Annotated in this window: 7 protein-coding genes; all 7 read left to right on the top strand. The window is 55.2% G+C overall.

The window, feature by feature from the left end; genetic code table 11:
- Nucleotides 1-599: 599 nt before the first annotated feature.
- The 7 genes from WCS52_13810 to WCS52_13840 all read left to right on the top strand — a co-directional run bounded on the left by WCS52_13810 (nucleotide 600) and on the right by WCS52_13840 (nucleotide 17,114).
- A complete protein-coding gene (locus tag WCS52_13810) occupies nucleotides 600-3,329 on the top strand; it encodes a hypothetical protein (GenBank protein ID MEI6168255.1) in 2,730 nt (909 codons plus the stop codon).
- A 29-nt stretch (nucleotides 3,330-3,358) separates the two neighbouring features.
- Complete coding sequence (locus WCS52_13815; GenBank protein ID MEI6168256.1) at nucleotides 3,359-5,218, top strand: hypothetical protein; 1,860 nt, start codon at nucleotides 3,359-3,361, stop codon at nucleotides 5,216-5,218.
- A 200-nt stretch (nucleotides 5,219-5,418) separates the two neighbouring features.
- Complete coding sequence (locus WCS52_13820) at nucleotides 5,419-8,994, top strand: hypothetical protein (protein MEI6168257.1); 3,576 nt, start codon at nucleotides 5,419-5,421, stop codon at nucleotides 8,992-8,994.
- 143 nt (nucleotides 8,995-9,137) lie between these two features.
- Nucleotides 9,138-11,120 carry a hypothetical protein gene (locus tag WCS52_13825; GenBank protein ID MEI6168258.1) on the top strand — a complete coding sequence of 661 codons (1,983 nt, stop codon included), beginning with the start codon at nucleotides 9,138-9,140 and terminating at the stop codon, nucleotides 11,118-11,120.
- Nucleotides 11,117-12,703, top strand: a complete 1,587-nt coding sequence (locus WCS52_13830; GenBank protein MEI6168259.1) for a beta-N-acetylhexosaminidase — start codon at nucleotides 11,117-11,119, stop codon at nucleotides 12,701-12,703. Before WCS52_13825 ends, WCS52_13830 begins: the two co-directional genes overlap by 4 nt.
- 20 nt (nucleotides 12,704-12,723) lie before the next feature.
- Entirely contained in the window at nucleotides 12,724-16,245 is a 3,522-nt protein-coding gene (locus tag WCS52_13835; protein MEI6168260.1) for a hypothetical protein, read from the top strand.
- Nucleotides 16,242-17,114 carry a formylglycine-generating enzyme family protein gene (locus tag WCS52_13840; protein MEI6168261.1) on the top strand — a complete coding sequence of 291 codons (873 nt, stop codon included), beginning with the start codon at nucleotides 16,242-16,244 and terminating at the stop codon, nucleotides 17,112-17,114. The genes WCS52_13835 and WCS52_13840 overlap by 4 nt, the downstream gene beginning before the upstream one ends.
- Nucleotides 17,115-17,145 lie beyond the last annotated feature (31 nt).

Below are 17,145 nucleotides of genomic sequence, written 5' to 3' on the forward strand. Positions count from 1 at the left end.
CGAGCCCCCCGTCGCCTTGCCCGGCTCTTCCTGACGCGCTCCGCCACATCATCTTTCGTCTCGTTGCTTTTCCCCTTTGGCGAAACACGGTACTTCGCTTGTGATGCACGGTGGCTTGCATGCTGACAGGCCGCTTGGGAACAGTACTTTTGGCGCCGCCCATTCCGCGGGTCGGAAAGAAAGAACTTCTTGCAGTGAAGACACTTGTGGGGCAACGGTCGTTTCATCCGGCCATCTTCTTAGCCACCTCAGAAAACGTCACCCCTATTCAGCGCAAAGAACAACCAACCAGGGGAAGAAAATGGGTTATTTTAAACTGGGAGAACTGAAGAAAATCAACCGAAGAAAATCCAACTCATCCTCATCTCCGTCCCGCCAGCCCAGCTACTCTATGGACTTGGCGTTGGTATTCTAAATACCATGTGACGGAATAATGGTTATTGCTGTCAAATGCCATTTAAATATCGTCATAGTTGAAAAATGTAAAAAAATTATTGATAGAGTTTTTAAACTATGGTATCTTATATGGTATCAGTTGGATTAAATTGATAGGTGTGAACAAATACAGGCAACAGCAAGGCATGGAGGGGGTAGTTATCATGAATAATGCGAAGCGTTGGAGTTGGGTAACGTCGGTCGGTCTGTTGGTCGTGATCTTGAGCGCAGCCGTTATGACGGCACAGGGCGCGACTTATACGTGGACCAATAGTGCAAGTGGAGGAACTTGGGACGTGCCTGCTAATTGGCTGAGTGGCGCGGCACCCGCTGCTCCGGACAACACTGTGGATTTCAGCGCCTTAGGCTACGGCAATGTTCTGTATCTTAACGGGAACCGCCAAATTGGAAACCTGATCAATACAAGTGCGTCTAACCGTTTCCTCTATGCCTCCGCAAGCGGGCAAACGCTGAGTCTCGCCACGACAAGCGGCACCCCGCTGCTCACAATCTCCGGCGGCACGCCCGCGCCTAACTATTCTTTAGGTTTAGATATCAGAGTAAACATCACGGGCACCAACGGTTTCACAAAGCTAGGTAAATCTGGGATCTCTATTGATGCTATTTCCACGAATGCCGTCGACGCGAGCAGCATTACGGGTACCATCACGGTCGCCAATGGGCTTCTGCATGTGAAAGGGGCTGGCCGGTTACCTAACGTCACGGGCATCGTAATCAATGACGGTGCGACCTTCAATGTCTACGAACTCAATTCGGATAGCTCTAACATTGACGTGGCCGGCCGTGTCAATTCCAATGCAGCCTATCGCCTGGACGGTGGTGGCACATATAGGCTGCAAGTCGGTAACGAGTCATCGACCATTTCTTACAATGAGACTCTGGGCGCCTTGACCAATGCAATGGGTTACTCGTCTGCCCCGCAGGGCACGATTGACGTCAACAAAAATAGCGGAGGGATGTCCGTCTCAATTAACAGTCTGGTTCACGACTTGGGTGCGTCGCTTTTGATCTTTAATGGACCAAATAACAACACTTTGTGGAACGATTCCACCTTCAAGGTCCACATCGGTTCGGCGCAGGGTGCCTCCGGCACCCCCATCAACGGCGCGACCGGTACGTCCATCATCCCGTATGCCCGTGCCGGGTGGGACAGTGGGTCATATTTCACCGGGTGGGTGGGGACGAACACCCTGGGTAACATCCGGGTGGCCAACTGGAACTCGCTGGGCAGCACATCGTCGAACTGGATTACGGGTGACAACGTGTCAATAACTGATGCCACCACGACCTTGTCGACCTCCGGTGGAGTCGTCACCGTTAACGCCCTGCTGAACAATAGCTGCGGCAACTTGAATTTGAACGACAATCACATTACACTCACCTCAGGTTTGTTGGCCATGTACAATAATGGCCAAAGCTCGTCGATTCGTGGCCGAACCAACAACGTTAACGGGTTTAGTTATTCAACGATTACCGCCGGGCTTCCTGGAGTTGGCGGTGAATTGCTTTTTTACTGCCCCGATACAGGGCCGACTTATACGGTCTACATTTGGACCCCACTATTTACCGATAACGGCGGTGGGCCGGTCAGTTTTACAAAATTCGGGATTAGCATGCTGAATTATAATGATGGAGCGGCCACCAATAGTTACAGCGGGCGTACAACCATCAGCCAGGGTTCCATTCAATTATCATCGGGAGCTAGTGAGGTGTCGGGCGGAGCCAGCCCGTTGGGCAAGGTACCGACGACTTTTACCACCAATAGTCTCGTTATTATGAACAATGCCATGCTCAACAGCGCTCAGACTACCACGTTGCATGCCAATCGCGGTATCGGCGTTGCCGGTAACGCAACCATCGGGGGTCAATACAATGCATTCACGATCAACGGGCCGATCTCCGATTTCAGTTCCAACGTTGTGGGTAACGTCATTTTTGGTAGCTGCATCCCCAACGGTGACAACACCAAAATGTATTGGAAGCTTAACGGAACTTGCAACTACAGTGGTACTACTACCGTCAATATGTGTAGGCTCCTCCTTGGCGGCGATAACCGTCTGCCGACGACGACGACGCTCTACATTAATGGTGGATTGGCTGCCAATCCGCCGGTGTTTAACTTGAGCGGCTTCAATCAGTCGGTCGCCGGGCTTTTCGGCGGTACCAATGTGGTTAAGGGGGCGGTGACCAACTCGGCTACTGGCACGTCCACGCTCACCGTCACGGGTGCAGGGAGTTATGATGGCGTTCTCGCGGATGGGGGTAGTGGCTCGGGTAAGTATCTGGCGCTTGTCCTCAATTCCACGAACCAGACGCTCACCCTCTATGGTGCGGCAAACACCTATACTGGCAGCACCACGATTACGTCAGGGACGCTGGCTTTGTCCAACACGGCCACGATTGCCAACACCCCGGTGATCGATCTGCACAACACCAATTCGACCCTCAATGTGCTCAACCTCGCCAGTACGTACGCCCTCGGCGCGGGCCAGACGCTCACGGGTAATGGCGTAGTGACTGGCGCCATGACCGTGGCCGGCACGGTCAGCCCTGGCAACTCGATCGGCACCCTGCGGGTCGGGCCCACATCGTTCACCAGCGGCAGCAAACTCAATATCGAGTTGAATGCCGGCACCAACGACGTGCTGATCGCCTCCGGCAACCTTGATGTCGCGGGTGCAACGCTGGCGCTGTCCGGCACGGCCGATGGGAGCAGCAGTTACGTGATCGCCCGGTACACCGGCACGCTCGCGAGTCCGTTCCTGAGCATTACTGGCATGCCGCCAACGTATTCGGTTGACTACGGCAGTGGCAGTAACGGCCGGATCACGCTCAATCCCCCACCCGTGGGGACGGTCATTATGATTCAGTGATTACTCAACCGTAAAAAATGGGGGTAATCATGAATAAATACTTAATATTTTCAGTGGCAATGCTGGCGGCGGTGACCACTGTCGGGGCGATCCCGAATTTCAGCGACGACTTTCAAACTCTCTACACTGAGGGTCAAACGTTTGTTGAAATCACGAATGGCTGGCAGGCGTCGGGTTCGGATGCCTATGTGACCAATAGCGGGGGGTATCTGGACTCCAAGGCTGTCGTCATGGGTGAGCGAGTGGCCTTGACCAATACCTTGAGTGCGGCCGCCAATCTCAAGGTGTGGACGGATTTCCGGATCAAGCCGAAGATCGGGTTGGAAGTCGCTGATCCGGCAACCAATAGTTCCAGCTTCCTGTGTTATTTCAACAGCAACGGCATCGTCGTTGTGGCCACTGCGGCCGGGTGGCACGTTTGCACAAACGATATCTGGGGGAATACGGTGGAGCCCGCCACCAATAACGCCTACGTCCGGATTTCCGTTTTCCAGGATTACAGCACTTCGAATCAGGCGGTGTTTTTGAATGACCAGTTGATTATTCAGGATTTGCGATTTGTAGGCACGCCGGAAGCCTACAACCGGCTGGTGATACGAAATACCACCAGCAGTTGCTGGTTGGACAATGTGGGGGTTAGGAGCAATGTGACAGGGTTGGCTTCCAATCGTAACAACGATGTCGAGGGGAAGCCGGATGCCGATGAGTTGCAGCAGTACGGGTATGCGCGGCGGACATTGTACGTAAACGGTGCCGGGACGCCGAATTACCCCACAATTACTGCTGCGTTGAGCGTGTGGCGTCCGCGCGATTCCATTTATGTCTATGCGGGGACGTATGATGAGGTGGTGACGGTCACCAGTAATGTCGCCTTTGAGGGGCAGGGCTTTACGGTGAGTGCCCTCACGGTCGCGACGAATGCGTCGGTAACGTTTGCCCAGTCTGTCAACTGCACGGGAACGTTTGCGTTGACCGGCCAGGTGGTGATGGCGAGTGGGGCCTCGCTGACATCCACCACCGCGCATGTGGTCGGGAGCCTGTCAATTTCCGGAAATGGAGCCTTTGTGGTGACCAGCCTTGATGTCGGTTCTGCCGGCCTGGTAACTTTTGTCAACGCACAGTTGGTCGCCAGCGCTGCGGGCGTGTCAATGAACGGCACATTTGCCATCTCCAACACCTGGGGGTCGGTATCGTTGGCGAGCATGCCTCTGCCGTTCAGTGATAATTTCGATCTCTATGCCGGGAACACCGTTGTGACGAGCCTCAAGTTCCGGGGTTGGAGCGCCTCGGATGACACGGTAACCATCCAGACGAATCAAGGCGTCGGGAATAGTCAGGCGGTTGTCTTGCCGGATAGCACGACGCTTTACAATAGTATAACCACTACTGCCACAAAGGTCTGGACCGACTTTTTCATCCGGCCGGCGCTCGGGCTGCAGCCGGCAGCGCTGGAGACAAACACGTCGAGTTTCCTGGCATATGCCAACACGAATGGGTATCTCGTGGTCGCGATCGCCGGCGGGGGATGGGTTGTCTGCTCGAATAAGTTGGATAATACTCCCGCGACTCCACTGCAAACCAATGGGGTCACCCGGGTCACGATTTGTCAGGATTTGAGTGTCAGTCCGCCAACGTTCGCGGTATTTGTTGCGAGCAATTTAGTGGCCCAGGGGTTAAGTGCTCCGGCCAACATCAACCGTTATTCGTCTTTTCTGGCCAAAAATAGGAGTGGGACTGCGGCGGTGGATGGGGTGTTGATCACGACAGAAGTTCCTTCGTGGCTGACGAGCGATCTTGATGGTAATGGTCTTGCGGATGCGTATGAGATCAATACGTACGGACGAACAAGTCAGTTTCTTCCGAGAGGAACCATTTACAAGTTCCGGTAAACTAAGATACCTACCCACTTATTTTCTTGAGTAGGCTAATACCCCTCACCTCAATCCTCTCCCGCAAGGGGAGAGGAAGCAGACTTTCGATTCCCTCCCCCCTTTCCGCCACGGGCGGATCTGAACGAGAGGGAGAGGGCTAGGGTGAGGGGCGGTTTGCCTGAATCGTTCCGGCGAAGGTCTAAAAATAGGAGCAGACAATGAGCAGTTGTTTTATCAAGTGGAGGCTAGTAGGCGCGGCACTGATGGTGTTCGCGGTGATGTCATGTCAGGCGAGGTCGTCTGAGGAAGCGGCCGTCAGGAAACCTGCCGTATTGGTTCTGAATGAATCCGGCGCGAACAGTATCGATTTCCCTTTGGTGTGCTCGTTTTATCTCCGTGAAGGCTATCAGATTGACTACATGGGGGCGCGGGAAGTTCTCAAATGGGAGCGCTTGAAAAAATACAATATGGTGGTGGTGCTCCAGCCTTTTTTTGCGACCAATGAGAAAGAGAAGCCGTCGGCGGAGGCGCTCTTCACCCTCCTGGATAAATTCATGGAAGAAGGTGGCGGCGTGCTTATAGCCACGGATGTCGAAGGGATGAGTGATTCGGCACCCGACATTTCTGAGTATACAAAACTTCTGATGGCCCGGTTCGGTGTCAGTTATTTGCGCCAGCAGGCCTTGCGCGAGAAAAATGAGGATTTCGCCCTGCGTTTTGGCTTTTTTTACGAACAGGTCTATTTCACGGATAATGTGAAGCCCCATCCGGTGACCGAAGAGGTAAAAGGCCTCTGGTATCCGGCCATTCCAAAAGGCGACAAATGGAATGAGGGCAGTCGCGGAATGCCTGCGTATGCCCTTTTCGCGCCAGAACCCTGGAATGTCCTTGTGCGCGGCTCAAAGACCGCCTACACCACCGTGGAAAATGTCCGCTTCCAGGACGTTGCGTGCCAGGAGGCGATGTCCAAGAGCGCCTGTGACAGCGCCCCTCCGCTGTTTGCGGTGCGCGACTACAAAAACGGACGGATGGCGATCTATGTCATGAGGGGGAAATATACCTGGGTGGCGGGCACACACCGGAACCTTGAAGGCGATGAGGAGTCCATGCAGGGAGGGGTTATACTCGAGAAAGGCGCATTGGGTAAACCCAGCCACTTCCGTCGTCTACTGTCCAATACCGTCAAGTGGCTCAGCGCGCCCAGTCTGGAGAACGGAAAACTGGGTGGCTATGTCCAGGACTTGTCCAGAGTGAATGAACCTGTTGCCGGGCCCAGCCCCATCACGACACTTGATGAGGCGCTGATGACGGAGTGGCGCAAGGCGTCCAACCCTGATCCGTTTCCCGCCTGGCGCGGTATCATTGGCGCCAGAACCGAACTGTCGGGTGCGCAGGGCTCGGTCGCCGCTTACGCCGTAGCCGCGAAAAAGGCCGGCCTGCAGTACATCGTTTTTCTCGAAACGTTTGAGAATATGACGGCGGATAAGCTCGAAGAGCTGAAAACGCAATGCGCCAAAAGTTCCGACGAGCAGCTTCTGTGCATCCCCGGCCTCTACGTCAAAGATAACCGCGGTAACCATCAGCATTATTTCGGCATGACGCTGGTCTGGCCCGGCAAGGAGTTCCTGACAGAGGACGGCAAAATGTTTGACGTTCAGGCCCGTAAGAAAAGTTCCGGCCTTCCTCATATCAGTTTTATGCTGAGCCATGTAGCAAACAAGAACACGCTGGGTTATTTCGGGTTCACAAAATCCAATATTTCCGCGATGTGGAACATGAAATTGTACAACTCCGTCGGACTGATCCTGTACGAAGGAGGCAAGGAAACCGAGGGGCTCAAGGAGAACCTGGAATCCTATCTGGAGGTTCAGAACGCCGCGGCCAATGCTCAACCGCTGGCGATCGATCTGTTAGATTCACCGGCGATGCTCGAGGCGGCGGTCCATCAAAAGCATTTGCTTACCTACGTGTCTGCGAAAACCCTGGCGGACGTTCCAAGTGCCATTTGGTATAACTATCTTTGGCGCCCGGCCGCGTTCATTTCCAATGGACCGCTGATCGTGGATTGGAACTGTATGAACCGGGATTACGAAGGCCACGCCGAGAATTATCTCACGCCTAATTATCTTTTCCCGGTTCGCCTCCACATCAAGAGCGAAGCCGGTCTCCGTGAAATCAGGATCCGGGATGGACTGAAGACTTACATGCGTATCGGTCTCAATGGCGAAAAGGACTACGTGCAGGTGTTCATGCTCAACCACGACAAGCAGAAAAATCTGGTCCTGGAAGTGCGCGATGTTGACGGGGGCGTGGCGGTGAGCGGTGAACAGTTCGACCGGAACCATATGAATATGCATTACACCTGTGGAGACCGAGTCAACGGTGCCTATGGACGCGGCCCCTTGTTTTTTCCTTGGGTCTCGGGAGAGCAGGGATTTAATTTCTCAGGAAAAGGGATGGATAGCTTCAACCTCTACGCCTCGCCTCAAGCGGTTGGTGCCCGGACCTTCGAATCCTCCGCGGGGAAATTCACGAATACCCTGGTCACACGGCCCTTGCAGGAACTTGTCAGCGAAGATGTGACCTGGCTCAGTACCCGCTGCAGCAAGATGTTTCCGGTAACGGAAAAGATCTGGGGCCCGTGGGGAACCTATGGACCGTTGGTGGATACCACATTGTATGATCTGCGGATCGACTACCTGTCCTTCCGCAGTCATTTTGATCACGCCGATCCGTACATTCCATCCTTGGCAGGAGTTTCGGCAAGGGGAGATATTGCACCCAATATCAGCACCACGACCTACCGGTTCAAGCAGGACCAGACGCTCAAGGCATTGCCCATTGCGGGGTATCGGTTTGGTCCTTATGGAGTCATTCCTGGAAATGAAATGGTCCTTAGCATCTGCCAAAATGAAAAGAGCCAGCCCCTATCTGACATTTTTACTGCTAACAATGATGCGTTGTCCTGCAAACGCTGGAATGCTCTGGCAAAGGAGGGGAAGACACGGATTGAGCCCAAAGGCTTCTTTGCCATCCATGGCACCCGGTCTGGTGCGTCTACGATTATTTTCTACAATGTGGGGGAGATTCCCTGGCTGGTCGATTTCAGCACGGGTAACATCTGTCTGATGGCTGATGTGGAAGGCCGTGAAGTCAAGGCGGGAGAGGAAATCAAGATCTCCAGGTTAAGTGTCCACGGGGAAGTTCCTGAACTGACTGGTGTCTGGCGTTACAAGAAACTGGCGGATTATATGGGCCTTGATGGCGCTCCGGGGTACCCGATGAAACTGACGCGAGGGAAGCAACTTCCCGTGACCCTCGGATTCTGCGATCTTCAATCGCAAAATGGTGCGGTTGAATTCTCCATGCAGAAGCCGAAGCAGAATCTGCAGTGGGTTCTGCCCGTCCGGGTTTTCGGCATGAACGACCACTGGAGCGCCGTCAGTTACGACAAGACGCGTAAGTTGGCGCGGCCGATAGGCGTCTATCAGGGCATTGCCTACGCCCGTTTTGATCCTGATTACAGCCAACAGACCGATGTCGCCGTCGGACATCCCGTGGTGGCGGACAATACCAATGTGGTCGTCGTTGTGGCCATCCTTGGCGACCATAAGTATCCTGCCAGGAAAGATGGGCAATATTTTCATGGGGGCACCTACAGCGTGCAGGTGAACAACCCGACTGACAAGGATCTGAAAGTGACCTTAACCAACAGCATGGATCTGCCGGATTTCCCGTTCAAGGCTAAGACGATGGATATCAAGGCCGGCCAATTCATCGAAGTTAAAGAGTGAGGGATAACATAATGAGCCGATTCTTAGGATGGATGCAAATTTCGTCAGTGGTAATGGTATTGGGCGTTATTACATCTCAGGCTCTACCGGTAGAGGATATCTCCGTTAGCCAAACTTCCTTAAAGCGAAAGAGTAGTGTTTCGATGAGTATAAGCGAGAAATCAAATACAGTAGCGTTGGATCTGTCAGCGGTGGTGAATAAGGTTCTTGGCGAGACCCAGGGCGACAAGGGGGGCTTGCTCAATTTGGCCAACGACGGCTCCATTGACATCAGCGGCTTTTCGCCGACAAGCATGCGCGTCTGGGACTTGGACTTCAAACTCCATAATTCGCCGGTCTCGGGATGCCCGGACGTTGTGGGGCTAAGAGCTGGAGAGCCGGCCTTTGCGGAGTCCGTCGCAATTGAGGTGGGCCGGAAGGCCGCCTGGGTCTATCTTCTGCATGCCGGTACATTTATGGCTGATAATAGACCGGTGGGTGTTTTAGAGTTCGCCTATACTGACGGAAGCGTCCAAGCCGTTGAAATCCTCAACGGGCAGAATCTGACGCCGTTCCGCTATGGCGGGCCGGCGAGCGAAGCCAAACGTCTCACCGTCAGCGGTAAGAATGCGAATCCGAGCAGTTGGATCTTTGTCTATGCCGCTCCGATCAAGAACCCCGTTCCGGAGAAAGTCATTAAGGCGTTGCGCCTTCGCGCGGAAGCGACCGTCCCCAGCCGGCCACTCTGGATGGTTCTGGCCGTTTCACTTGGGGACGGGGCGAATCTTCTGGCGAAGCCGGAGAGCATCGAACTGAAGGTCGACGTTAAGTCCCCGCAGGGAAAAATCCGAAGGTTGCACGGGACGAATTTAGGCCCTTCGTTGGCGACGGAAAACCTCCAGGACAACACCGCCGATCTCAAGGCGCTGGATATTCCCCTCATGCGTCTCCACGACGTCCCCTGGGAACAGGGGGGGCTTAGGCTGGTCGATATTCATCATATTTTCCCACTCTTCCATCTCGATCCCAGGGATCCTGCCAACTACTACTTTCCCCAGACCGATGATTACATTGCAAAATGCCTCGCTACCGGGGCTAAGATTCTCTACCGCCTAGGCGTCGCCATAGAGCACAGCAAGAATAAGTATTTCGCGTTCCCTCCGGCTGATTATGCGAAGTGGTCGGAGATTTGCTGCAACATCATCGCTCATTACAACGAGGGTTGGGATAACGGATTCCATTACAACATTGAATACTGGGAGATTTGGTGCGAGGCGAATATTGGAGCGCCGCTGTGGTCCGGGACTTGGGAAGACTACATTCGCCTCTACATTACGGCGTCAAAAACAATTAAAGCCCGCTTCCCACAGGTAAAGGTCGGGGGTCCTGCGGTCGCCAATCTGCCACTCGTCAAGATCGAGGCGTTTCTTGAGGCGTGTCGAAAGGAAAATGCGCCATTGGATTTCTTCTCCTGGCATTCCTACTCGCCGAATCTGGAGACCGATTTGCTCCCCGGTCCGGCCACCTGTCGGCGACTTCTGGACAAGTATGGCTTCACCAAGACGGAGTTGCACTTGAACGAGTGGCATTATCCTGGTGTCGGGGCTTTCAGCATTGCCTTCAATCCCGCGTCATCAGCGGAGAGTAAACGGCGGGCAGCCGAAGACATGAATGGACCTGATGCCGCCGCCTATACCTGTGCTGTGCTGAGCGGACTCCAGGATACGCCCGCCGACATGGCCAACTTCTACACCAGCAGTGCGATGGCGTACTTTGGGATATTCGATACCTATGGCGGGAAGAAGAAATGTTATTACGCGCTCAGTGCCTTCAACAGGATCACCAAATATGCCAACAGGGTGAAAGCAACCGCTGTTGACGACAAAGGGAACGAGTTCGTAAAAGTTCTGGCCGGGCTCAACGATCACGGTTCGTTAGCCGTACTGGTTTCCTGCAATTTCACCGGCAAGTGCAGGATCAAGATGGATATGGCAGGCGTGGATGTCGCGGCAAAGAACTGTGAGGTCAGCGTCATTGATAGGACCCACGACCTAACGCCACCCTCAACGCCTCTGATGCGCGACGGGTCAAATATTATTTTGGAAAAGCCCGAGGAAGGATGCGTCTTTCTGCTGGAGTTCAAATGAATACAGATGTGATTCCTGCACCAACTCACCTACGGCCTGGTATTGGTCGGTTTGTTGTGGAGGCGAGTACCTCCATTTCTGCCGATGCGCCATTCTTGCCGTTGGCACAGTACCTCTCCGAGGTGCTGTCGCCAGCGATAGGGGGCACACTCAAAGTGCAGAAATCCGAGCCGCTCGCGGGAGCAACCTCGTTCATCCACTTCTCCACGGGCGATGCCAACTTGGGCGAAGAGGGCTATGAACTCGATATCCATCCTGACCGGATCCTGATCCGAGCCTCCAAACCGGCCGGTGCTTTTTATGCCTGCCAGACCCTGCGCCAACTGCTGCAATCCGAGGTTTGGTACATCCCTTGTCTTTCCATCCAGGATCAGCCGAGATTCCCTTGGCGAGGGCTGATGCTGGATACGGCCCGCCAGTTTCTGTCCAAAGATTTCGTCAAGCGCTACATCGATCTGCTGGCCTACTACAAAATGAACCGGCTGCATTTGCACCTGACGGACAACGACGCTTGGACCCTTGAGATCAAGCAGTATCCGCAGTTGACCGAGACGGATCGCTGGCTTTGGCAGGCTGATGTTCAAAAGTCACGGGGCGTCTATAGCCAGGAAGATATCCGGGAGATTGTGGCCTATGCCACGAGTCGATATGTGGTCGTAGTCCCCGAGATTGAGATGCCGGCCCATTCGATCAACTCGCAATTGGCCATGCGCGATTTACTTTGTCCGAACAACCCCTGGCGCAAGGCGAAGCCGGATTGGAAGCAATGGCCGGAAGTCGAGCCCGGTTGCACCACCTGGCCGGATCAGAACCTGATTGCGGCCGAGTATTGCATGGGGAGCGAGAAGACGTTTGAATTTCTTGAGACGGTGCTGACGGAAGTCATGGATCTTTTCCCCTCACCCTGGATTCATATTGGCGGGGATGAATATCTCGGCAACACGTGGTCACAGTGTCCGCTGTGTCAGGCGCGGCAAGCCACGCTGGCTCACGAAGATTCGCCAGAGATTGCCGCGCTGCACCGCAATGCTAAAGGCGATCCCAAGAAGTACCTGCTCTATCGCTACGGGATGCGGCGGATGGCCAAGTTTGTCGTTGCGAAGGGGCGTATTCCGATCATGTGGGACACGCTGGCCTGGGGCGGCAAATACCCGGCTGGCGCGGTGGTGCATCAGTGGCATCCCTGCGGTGAGCAAGATGAATATGAGCAAACCGATGTGCCGGGAAATCCCATTGTGGACGCCATCGAAAACGGGCACGAGGTCATTAACTCCTCGTGCAGCCATCTGTATTTTGACTATGACATGGTTAAGACTCCTCTGGACAAAGTCTATGGATTTGAGCCGGTCCCGGATCAACTCCCCGAGGACAAACGAAAGCACATTCTGGGTGCTCACGCCCCGGTCTGGGGGCAGCGCCCCGAAAATGTCGATCGACAGACTTTCCCGCGGCTCCTGGCCCTGGCCGAATTGAATTGGTCCGCGGTTGGCCAGCGGGATTGGGCAAGCTTTCAGCGGCGTCTGCCGAGCCACGAGGTGAGGCTTAAGGATTTTGGAAAATACTTATTGGAGAATTCAAAATGATCAGGATTTGTTTTATAGCGATGATGTCTTTGGTTACCTTTTTGGTTCCGTCCCTGCTTGCCGGCAATGCACAGAAGCCCGCGATCCTGATCATTGATAACGAACGCGGTGGTCGTAACTACTGGAATCCCCTGACCTTGCAGGAGATGCTGGACGCTGGGTATGAAGTGGGTATGTGTCCGCGCGACAAGAGTCCGACGGTTAAGGAACTACAGCGATACAACATCGTCCTATTGGCCGGTCTCCCTCCTCATTTTGATACGGATCTTCTGCCCAAACTGGAGTCGTTCATGGAGCAAGGGGGAGGGGTGCTGGTTGTCCCCTCGTGTCGTGTTGAGAAGCCGCTCGAGGGTCGGGAATTTCTCAAATGGTTGCAGCGCTTGGGGGCGACCATCTATTTTCAGGGCGTCGAGGATCCGGAACGGCGGCAAGTGGTGGATTGGTGTAAGTGGCCCGGGGCGCCCGAGTATATCTGGACCAGTGAAATTGCTGAGTCCCCCATCACGCGCGGAGTGAAGACCCTGTGGCACCGCTCCGGCCCATCTGCCCATTATACGGCATTATCTGCCCCTTTGACATTGGACGGGAACTGGACTCCGTTGGTTTTCACCGGCTCGGGCAGTCGAGCCGTGAGTTGGGCGGAATCGCCTTTTGAGCGGGATACTATCCTGAGCTCGGCATTCAAGGCGACGTATGGCGACTTTGTCCTGCCGCAAGGGCAACCCGGGGGGCGGCTCCCCTTGTTGGCAGTGCGGGCCAGGGGCCAGGGCCGACTGGCGATTTTTTCGGTGAATCCTCAGGATCTGTTCTGGAGTCCCTATATTCCTGCGCAAGGCGGGGTTATGCTCCATCGGGGATTCAAGGATCGACCCAGTGACGGCTGGACACTGTTGAACAACGTGTACGGCTGGCTGGCGGAACCCTCTCTGGCGGGAACAGCATTGGGGGGCGCCAAGACCGTGCGGGAGCAGTTGTTCAGGAAGCCGGTGAGGGCTCCTGAATCGGTTGACTGGAAGCAGGCAACTGAAACGGGACTGGCTCCGTCTATTCCCGGGGCGGATTCGCTCCTGCCCACCGCCACCCCTATGGGAGGCGAAAAGCTGGTCGAGATGGTTCCTCCGGTACCCCGCGGACTGGCGGGAGCGCACAGTGCGTATTCCTCCGGCAGCGGAACGGTGGCCGAGTGGGTGACTGCCGCCAAGGCCTCTGGATTGGATTTTATTATTTTCATGGAAGACATGGGCAAGATGAATGCCGGGAAGTGGGAGAAGCTCAAGGCGGAGTGTGCCGCTCTTTCAGACGATCAATTTACCGCGTACCCAGGCATGGAATTTGAACATGAAAACTTCACCCGGGGGTATTTCTTCAATCGTCATTGGCTCTGGCTGGTTGAAGAGAACATCCTGACCCGGGATCGGCGGTTTATTCAAACCAGCCGCAATGTTCCCAGCAGTGAGGCCGGTCCACTTATACTGTGGCTCGCCTACGAGCAACCGTTTCCCTTGCGTACTCTGATGACCCTGGGTTTCTTTTCGCACCAGAGCAACTTGACGCCAGCCTGGGCGCACCGGGCTTTCGGGTCCATGTCGATATTTACACGGGACCGGAAGGGCGTCATTGATGATATTAAGGACACGCTGCCGGTCTTTCTCCGCCTGCAGAGCCAGAAGCTGGTGATCAGCCCGATGGCGCTGTCCCTGATGTCGGATCCTTCCGAGATTGCCGGCGTGGTGAAACGCGGGGGGCCGTTTGTGACCACCTTGGGCGGGAAGAAAAATATCGGGTCAGCCATCGATACCGGCGGAACCTACTGCTATGGCGGACGAGCCTCCGCCATCTGTGCCACGACCGGCCCGCAAATCTTGAATTGGAGTTCCAGTCAAACCTACTCTTATGTCATTCCTCGATGGGATGTGGCGCGCCGCGAGGAGGATTTTTTTGCCATCGATAATTACCGGTACCGGATCCGCCTGGCGGCACAATCTCCGGTCGGGCTGAAGGAAATCGTGGTCTATGATGGTGATCAGGGGGTGTATCGGCGGTTTCTCCCGGACGGCAAGAAACAGTTTGAGGCCACCTTGGACTTGAGCAATGGTCAATCACGCCATCTGGTGCTGGTCGTCAAGGATCAGGCGGGTGGGATTGCCGTCTCCCCGGAAATCCAGACCGAGAACTGGCTGAATCGTCATTATCTTTGCGCCGATCGCTGCAACTTCGGGACTGGCAACCAAGGGCAGGGCGCCTGGTATACCCATCCGGGGCCCTACACCACCCAGCAGGGCCGGGAAACCATGTTGATGGCACGTTGGGCGCGTCCGGTCATTTCTGCGGACGTGTTGGCGTTGAAAGTTAACCTCGATACACGTATAGAGACGGCAGGCGCCTTCGGCTATGGTTTCGGTAAACCATGGACGACCTATTATCGCACCTGGCCGATGGAGGAGATGACCATTTCCAAGACTGACTACCGCTGGCGTGGCGATTTCGGCGGCTCGATATTTTATCTTGAAGAGTATTTCCCCGGGGCGATCGATACCATTTGGGATTTCCCCAAACCGCTTGAACCCTTCTATCCCGAGAACCGCGGGATTCCCAATCAATGGACGATTGGTTTGCCTGATTGGAAGCGGATCGGGCATTCCGCCAGTGAGGTTATCCTGACGGCTCCTGTCACGTTTCAGGAACCGTGGGTCTCAGCCCTGCGGGAAACCCGGGACTATGTGAACGGCCAAGGTTCCTATGACTTCCGGATCAGCGGCAAGCGGTTGAGCGGATCCCTGCCCGTGAAAGGCGCCCCACCCTTGGAACAGACGGGCGACGTGCCGGAAAGTGGCCTGTTCGCCCTTACCTCGGAAACTGGAAAAACCGGCGCTTGCTGGCTGGTTACAGGCAAAGGACTGACCTATAAACTCTCGGCGTCGAATGGCAAGGCCACTCTGGATGTTGGCTGGCCGGTGGCCGACGCGAAAGCGGAAAAGGGCACCGCCTACCGTTGGGAAGTGTACGCCTTGAGCGGACCGCCCTCGGAGGTCGCGATCAATGAGTTGCTGGCACCTTCAGGTCTTAAAGCAGGCATTGGCGCACTTGTAACCAATCGGTTTCCTTACACCTTTATTGCCGCAGAAGGCGCAGTTACGCTCAAAGCGGAAGACCTCAGGTCAGTTCCGTGTGAGTGGATCCCACTGGAAGTACGGGGACTGACTACCCGGCGGACCGCCTACTGGCATGAAATCGGCACTAATCGGGTCCGCCCGATCGGGGTGGATCCGGACGGAGTGGGTAGGGTGGTGCTCTGGCGAGGCAAACACGGAACGGAATTTTTCTGCGGGCACCCGATTTCCTGTTCAGATCCGGAACTCTGGTACGATGCCGTCCGGATGGCCAATGGGGAATGGATCATTGATGTCAACAATCCCACGGACAAGCCGCGGGCGGCGACCTTTGCCTGGAATGCCGGCTGGAGCCTTCGAGGCAAACTGCCTGATACCGCAATTCTGTCGCCCGGCGGCCGCCAGAAATTCACCATCAAGGAGGAAAAATGAAATTGCGATTAATTAGCATGATAATACTGCTGAGTGCTGGCGTCATGGGGTTGTCGGCTGAGGAGAACAAGGCCCGCGCGATCGTTTCAACGACGCAGACGCCGCCGGCCTTGAAGCGGTTTACCAACTCCATTGGCATGGAATTGGTTGGCATCCCCTCCGGCAGTTATCTCTGTTATGGGCGCGAGATTAAGCCGGCGTTTCTCTTTCCAAAACCCAAAGGGTTCACAGTGAAGATCGAGCGGGAATTCTATCTCGGGGTTACCGAAGTCACCCAGGCCCAGTACCGGAAGGTTATGGGGGCGAATCCATCCGCTGGAAAGTCTTCCAAGTATTGCCCGGTGAATCGGGTGAGCTGGAACGATGCCCTGGAGTTCTGCCGGAAGCTCTCGGAAATGCCTGCCGAGAAGGCCGCCGGCCGGGCCTATTCGCTTCCAACGGAGCGGGAGTGGCAGTACGCGGCTCGTGCGGGGAGCGAGTTTTTGTTTCCTTACGGCAATGATGACGAGATGCGGGTTTCCGAGGTGGCGGTATGCCGGGACATCTATGCGAATGCCTTGCCCAAGGGGGTTCAGCCGGTCGGGAAAAAGAATCCGAATGCCTGGGGGCTCTATGATGTGCTCGGCAATGTTTGGGAATGGGTCCAGGATTCTTGGTCTGCCGGTCAGGATCAGTCCCCAAGCTCTGTGGCGCCGTCCTCCAGTGCCGCCGCAGCGGAGAAAGGCGAGAACCGCATCATCGTCGGCGGCGGCTGGGATAACGATTTCCGCATGTGTAACCTCGCCGCCCGCTATAGCGCACCCCCGACCCGCGTGGCCGACAATATCGGCTTTCGCGTGCGGTGCCTGACAAGTCTCACAAGCCATTAATCACGGGTTTTCATAGACCGAATCATAGACT

The sequence above is a fragment of the bacterium genome (assembly GCA_037128595.1).
Taxonomy (GTDB): domain Bacteria; phylum Verrucomicrobiota; class Kiritimatiellia; order CAIKKV01; family CAITUY01; genus JAABPW01.

Excerpts from the sequence above, each read along its gene's own strand:
- WCS52_13810 (MEI6168255.1), top strand. The coding sequence starts at position 600 with ATGAATAATGCGAAGCGTTGGAGTTGGGTAACGTCGGTCGGTCTGTTG.
- WCS52_13815 (MEI6168256.1), top strand. The coding sequence starts at position 3,359 with ATGAATAAATACTTAATATTTTCAGTGGCAATGCTGGCGGCGGTGACC.
- WCS52_13820 (MEI6168257.1), top strand. The coding sequence starts at position 5,419 with ATGAGCAGTTGTTTTATCAAGTGGAGGCTAGTAGGCGCGGCACTGATG.
- WCS52_13825 (MEI6168258.1), top strand. The coding sequence starts at position 9,138 with ATGAGTATAAGCGAGAAATCAAATACAGTAGCGTTGGATCTGTCAGCG.
- WCS52_13830 (MEI6168259.1), top strand. The coding sequence starts at position 11,117 with ATGAATACAGATGTGATTCCTGCACCAACTCACCTACGGCCTGGTATT.
- WCS52_13835 (MEI6168260.1), top strand. The coding sequence starts at position 12,724 with ATGATGTCTTTGGTTACCTTTTTGGTTCCGTCCCTGCTTGCCGGCAAT.
- WCS52_13840 (MEI6168261.1), top strand. The coding sequence starts at position 16,242 with ATGAAATTGCGATTAATTAGCATGATAATACTGCTGAGTGCTGGCGTC.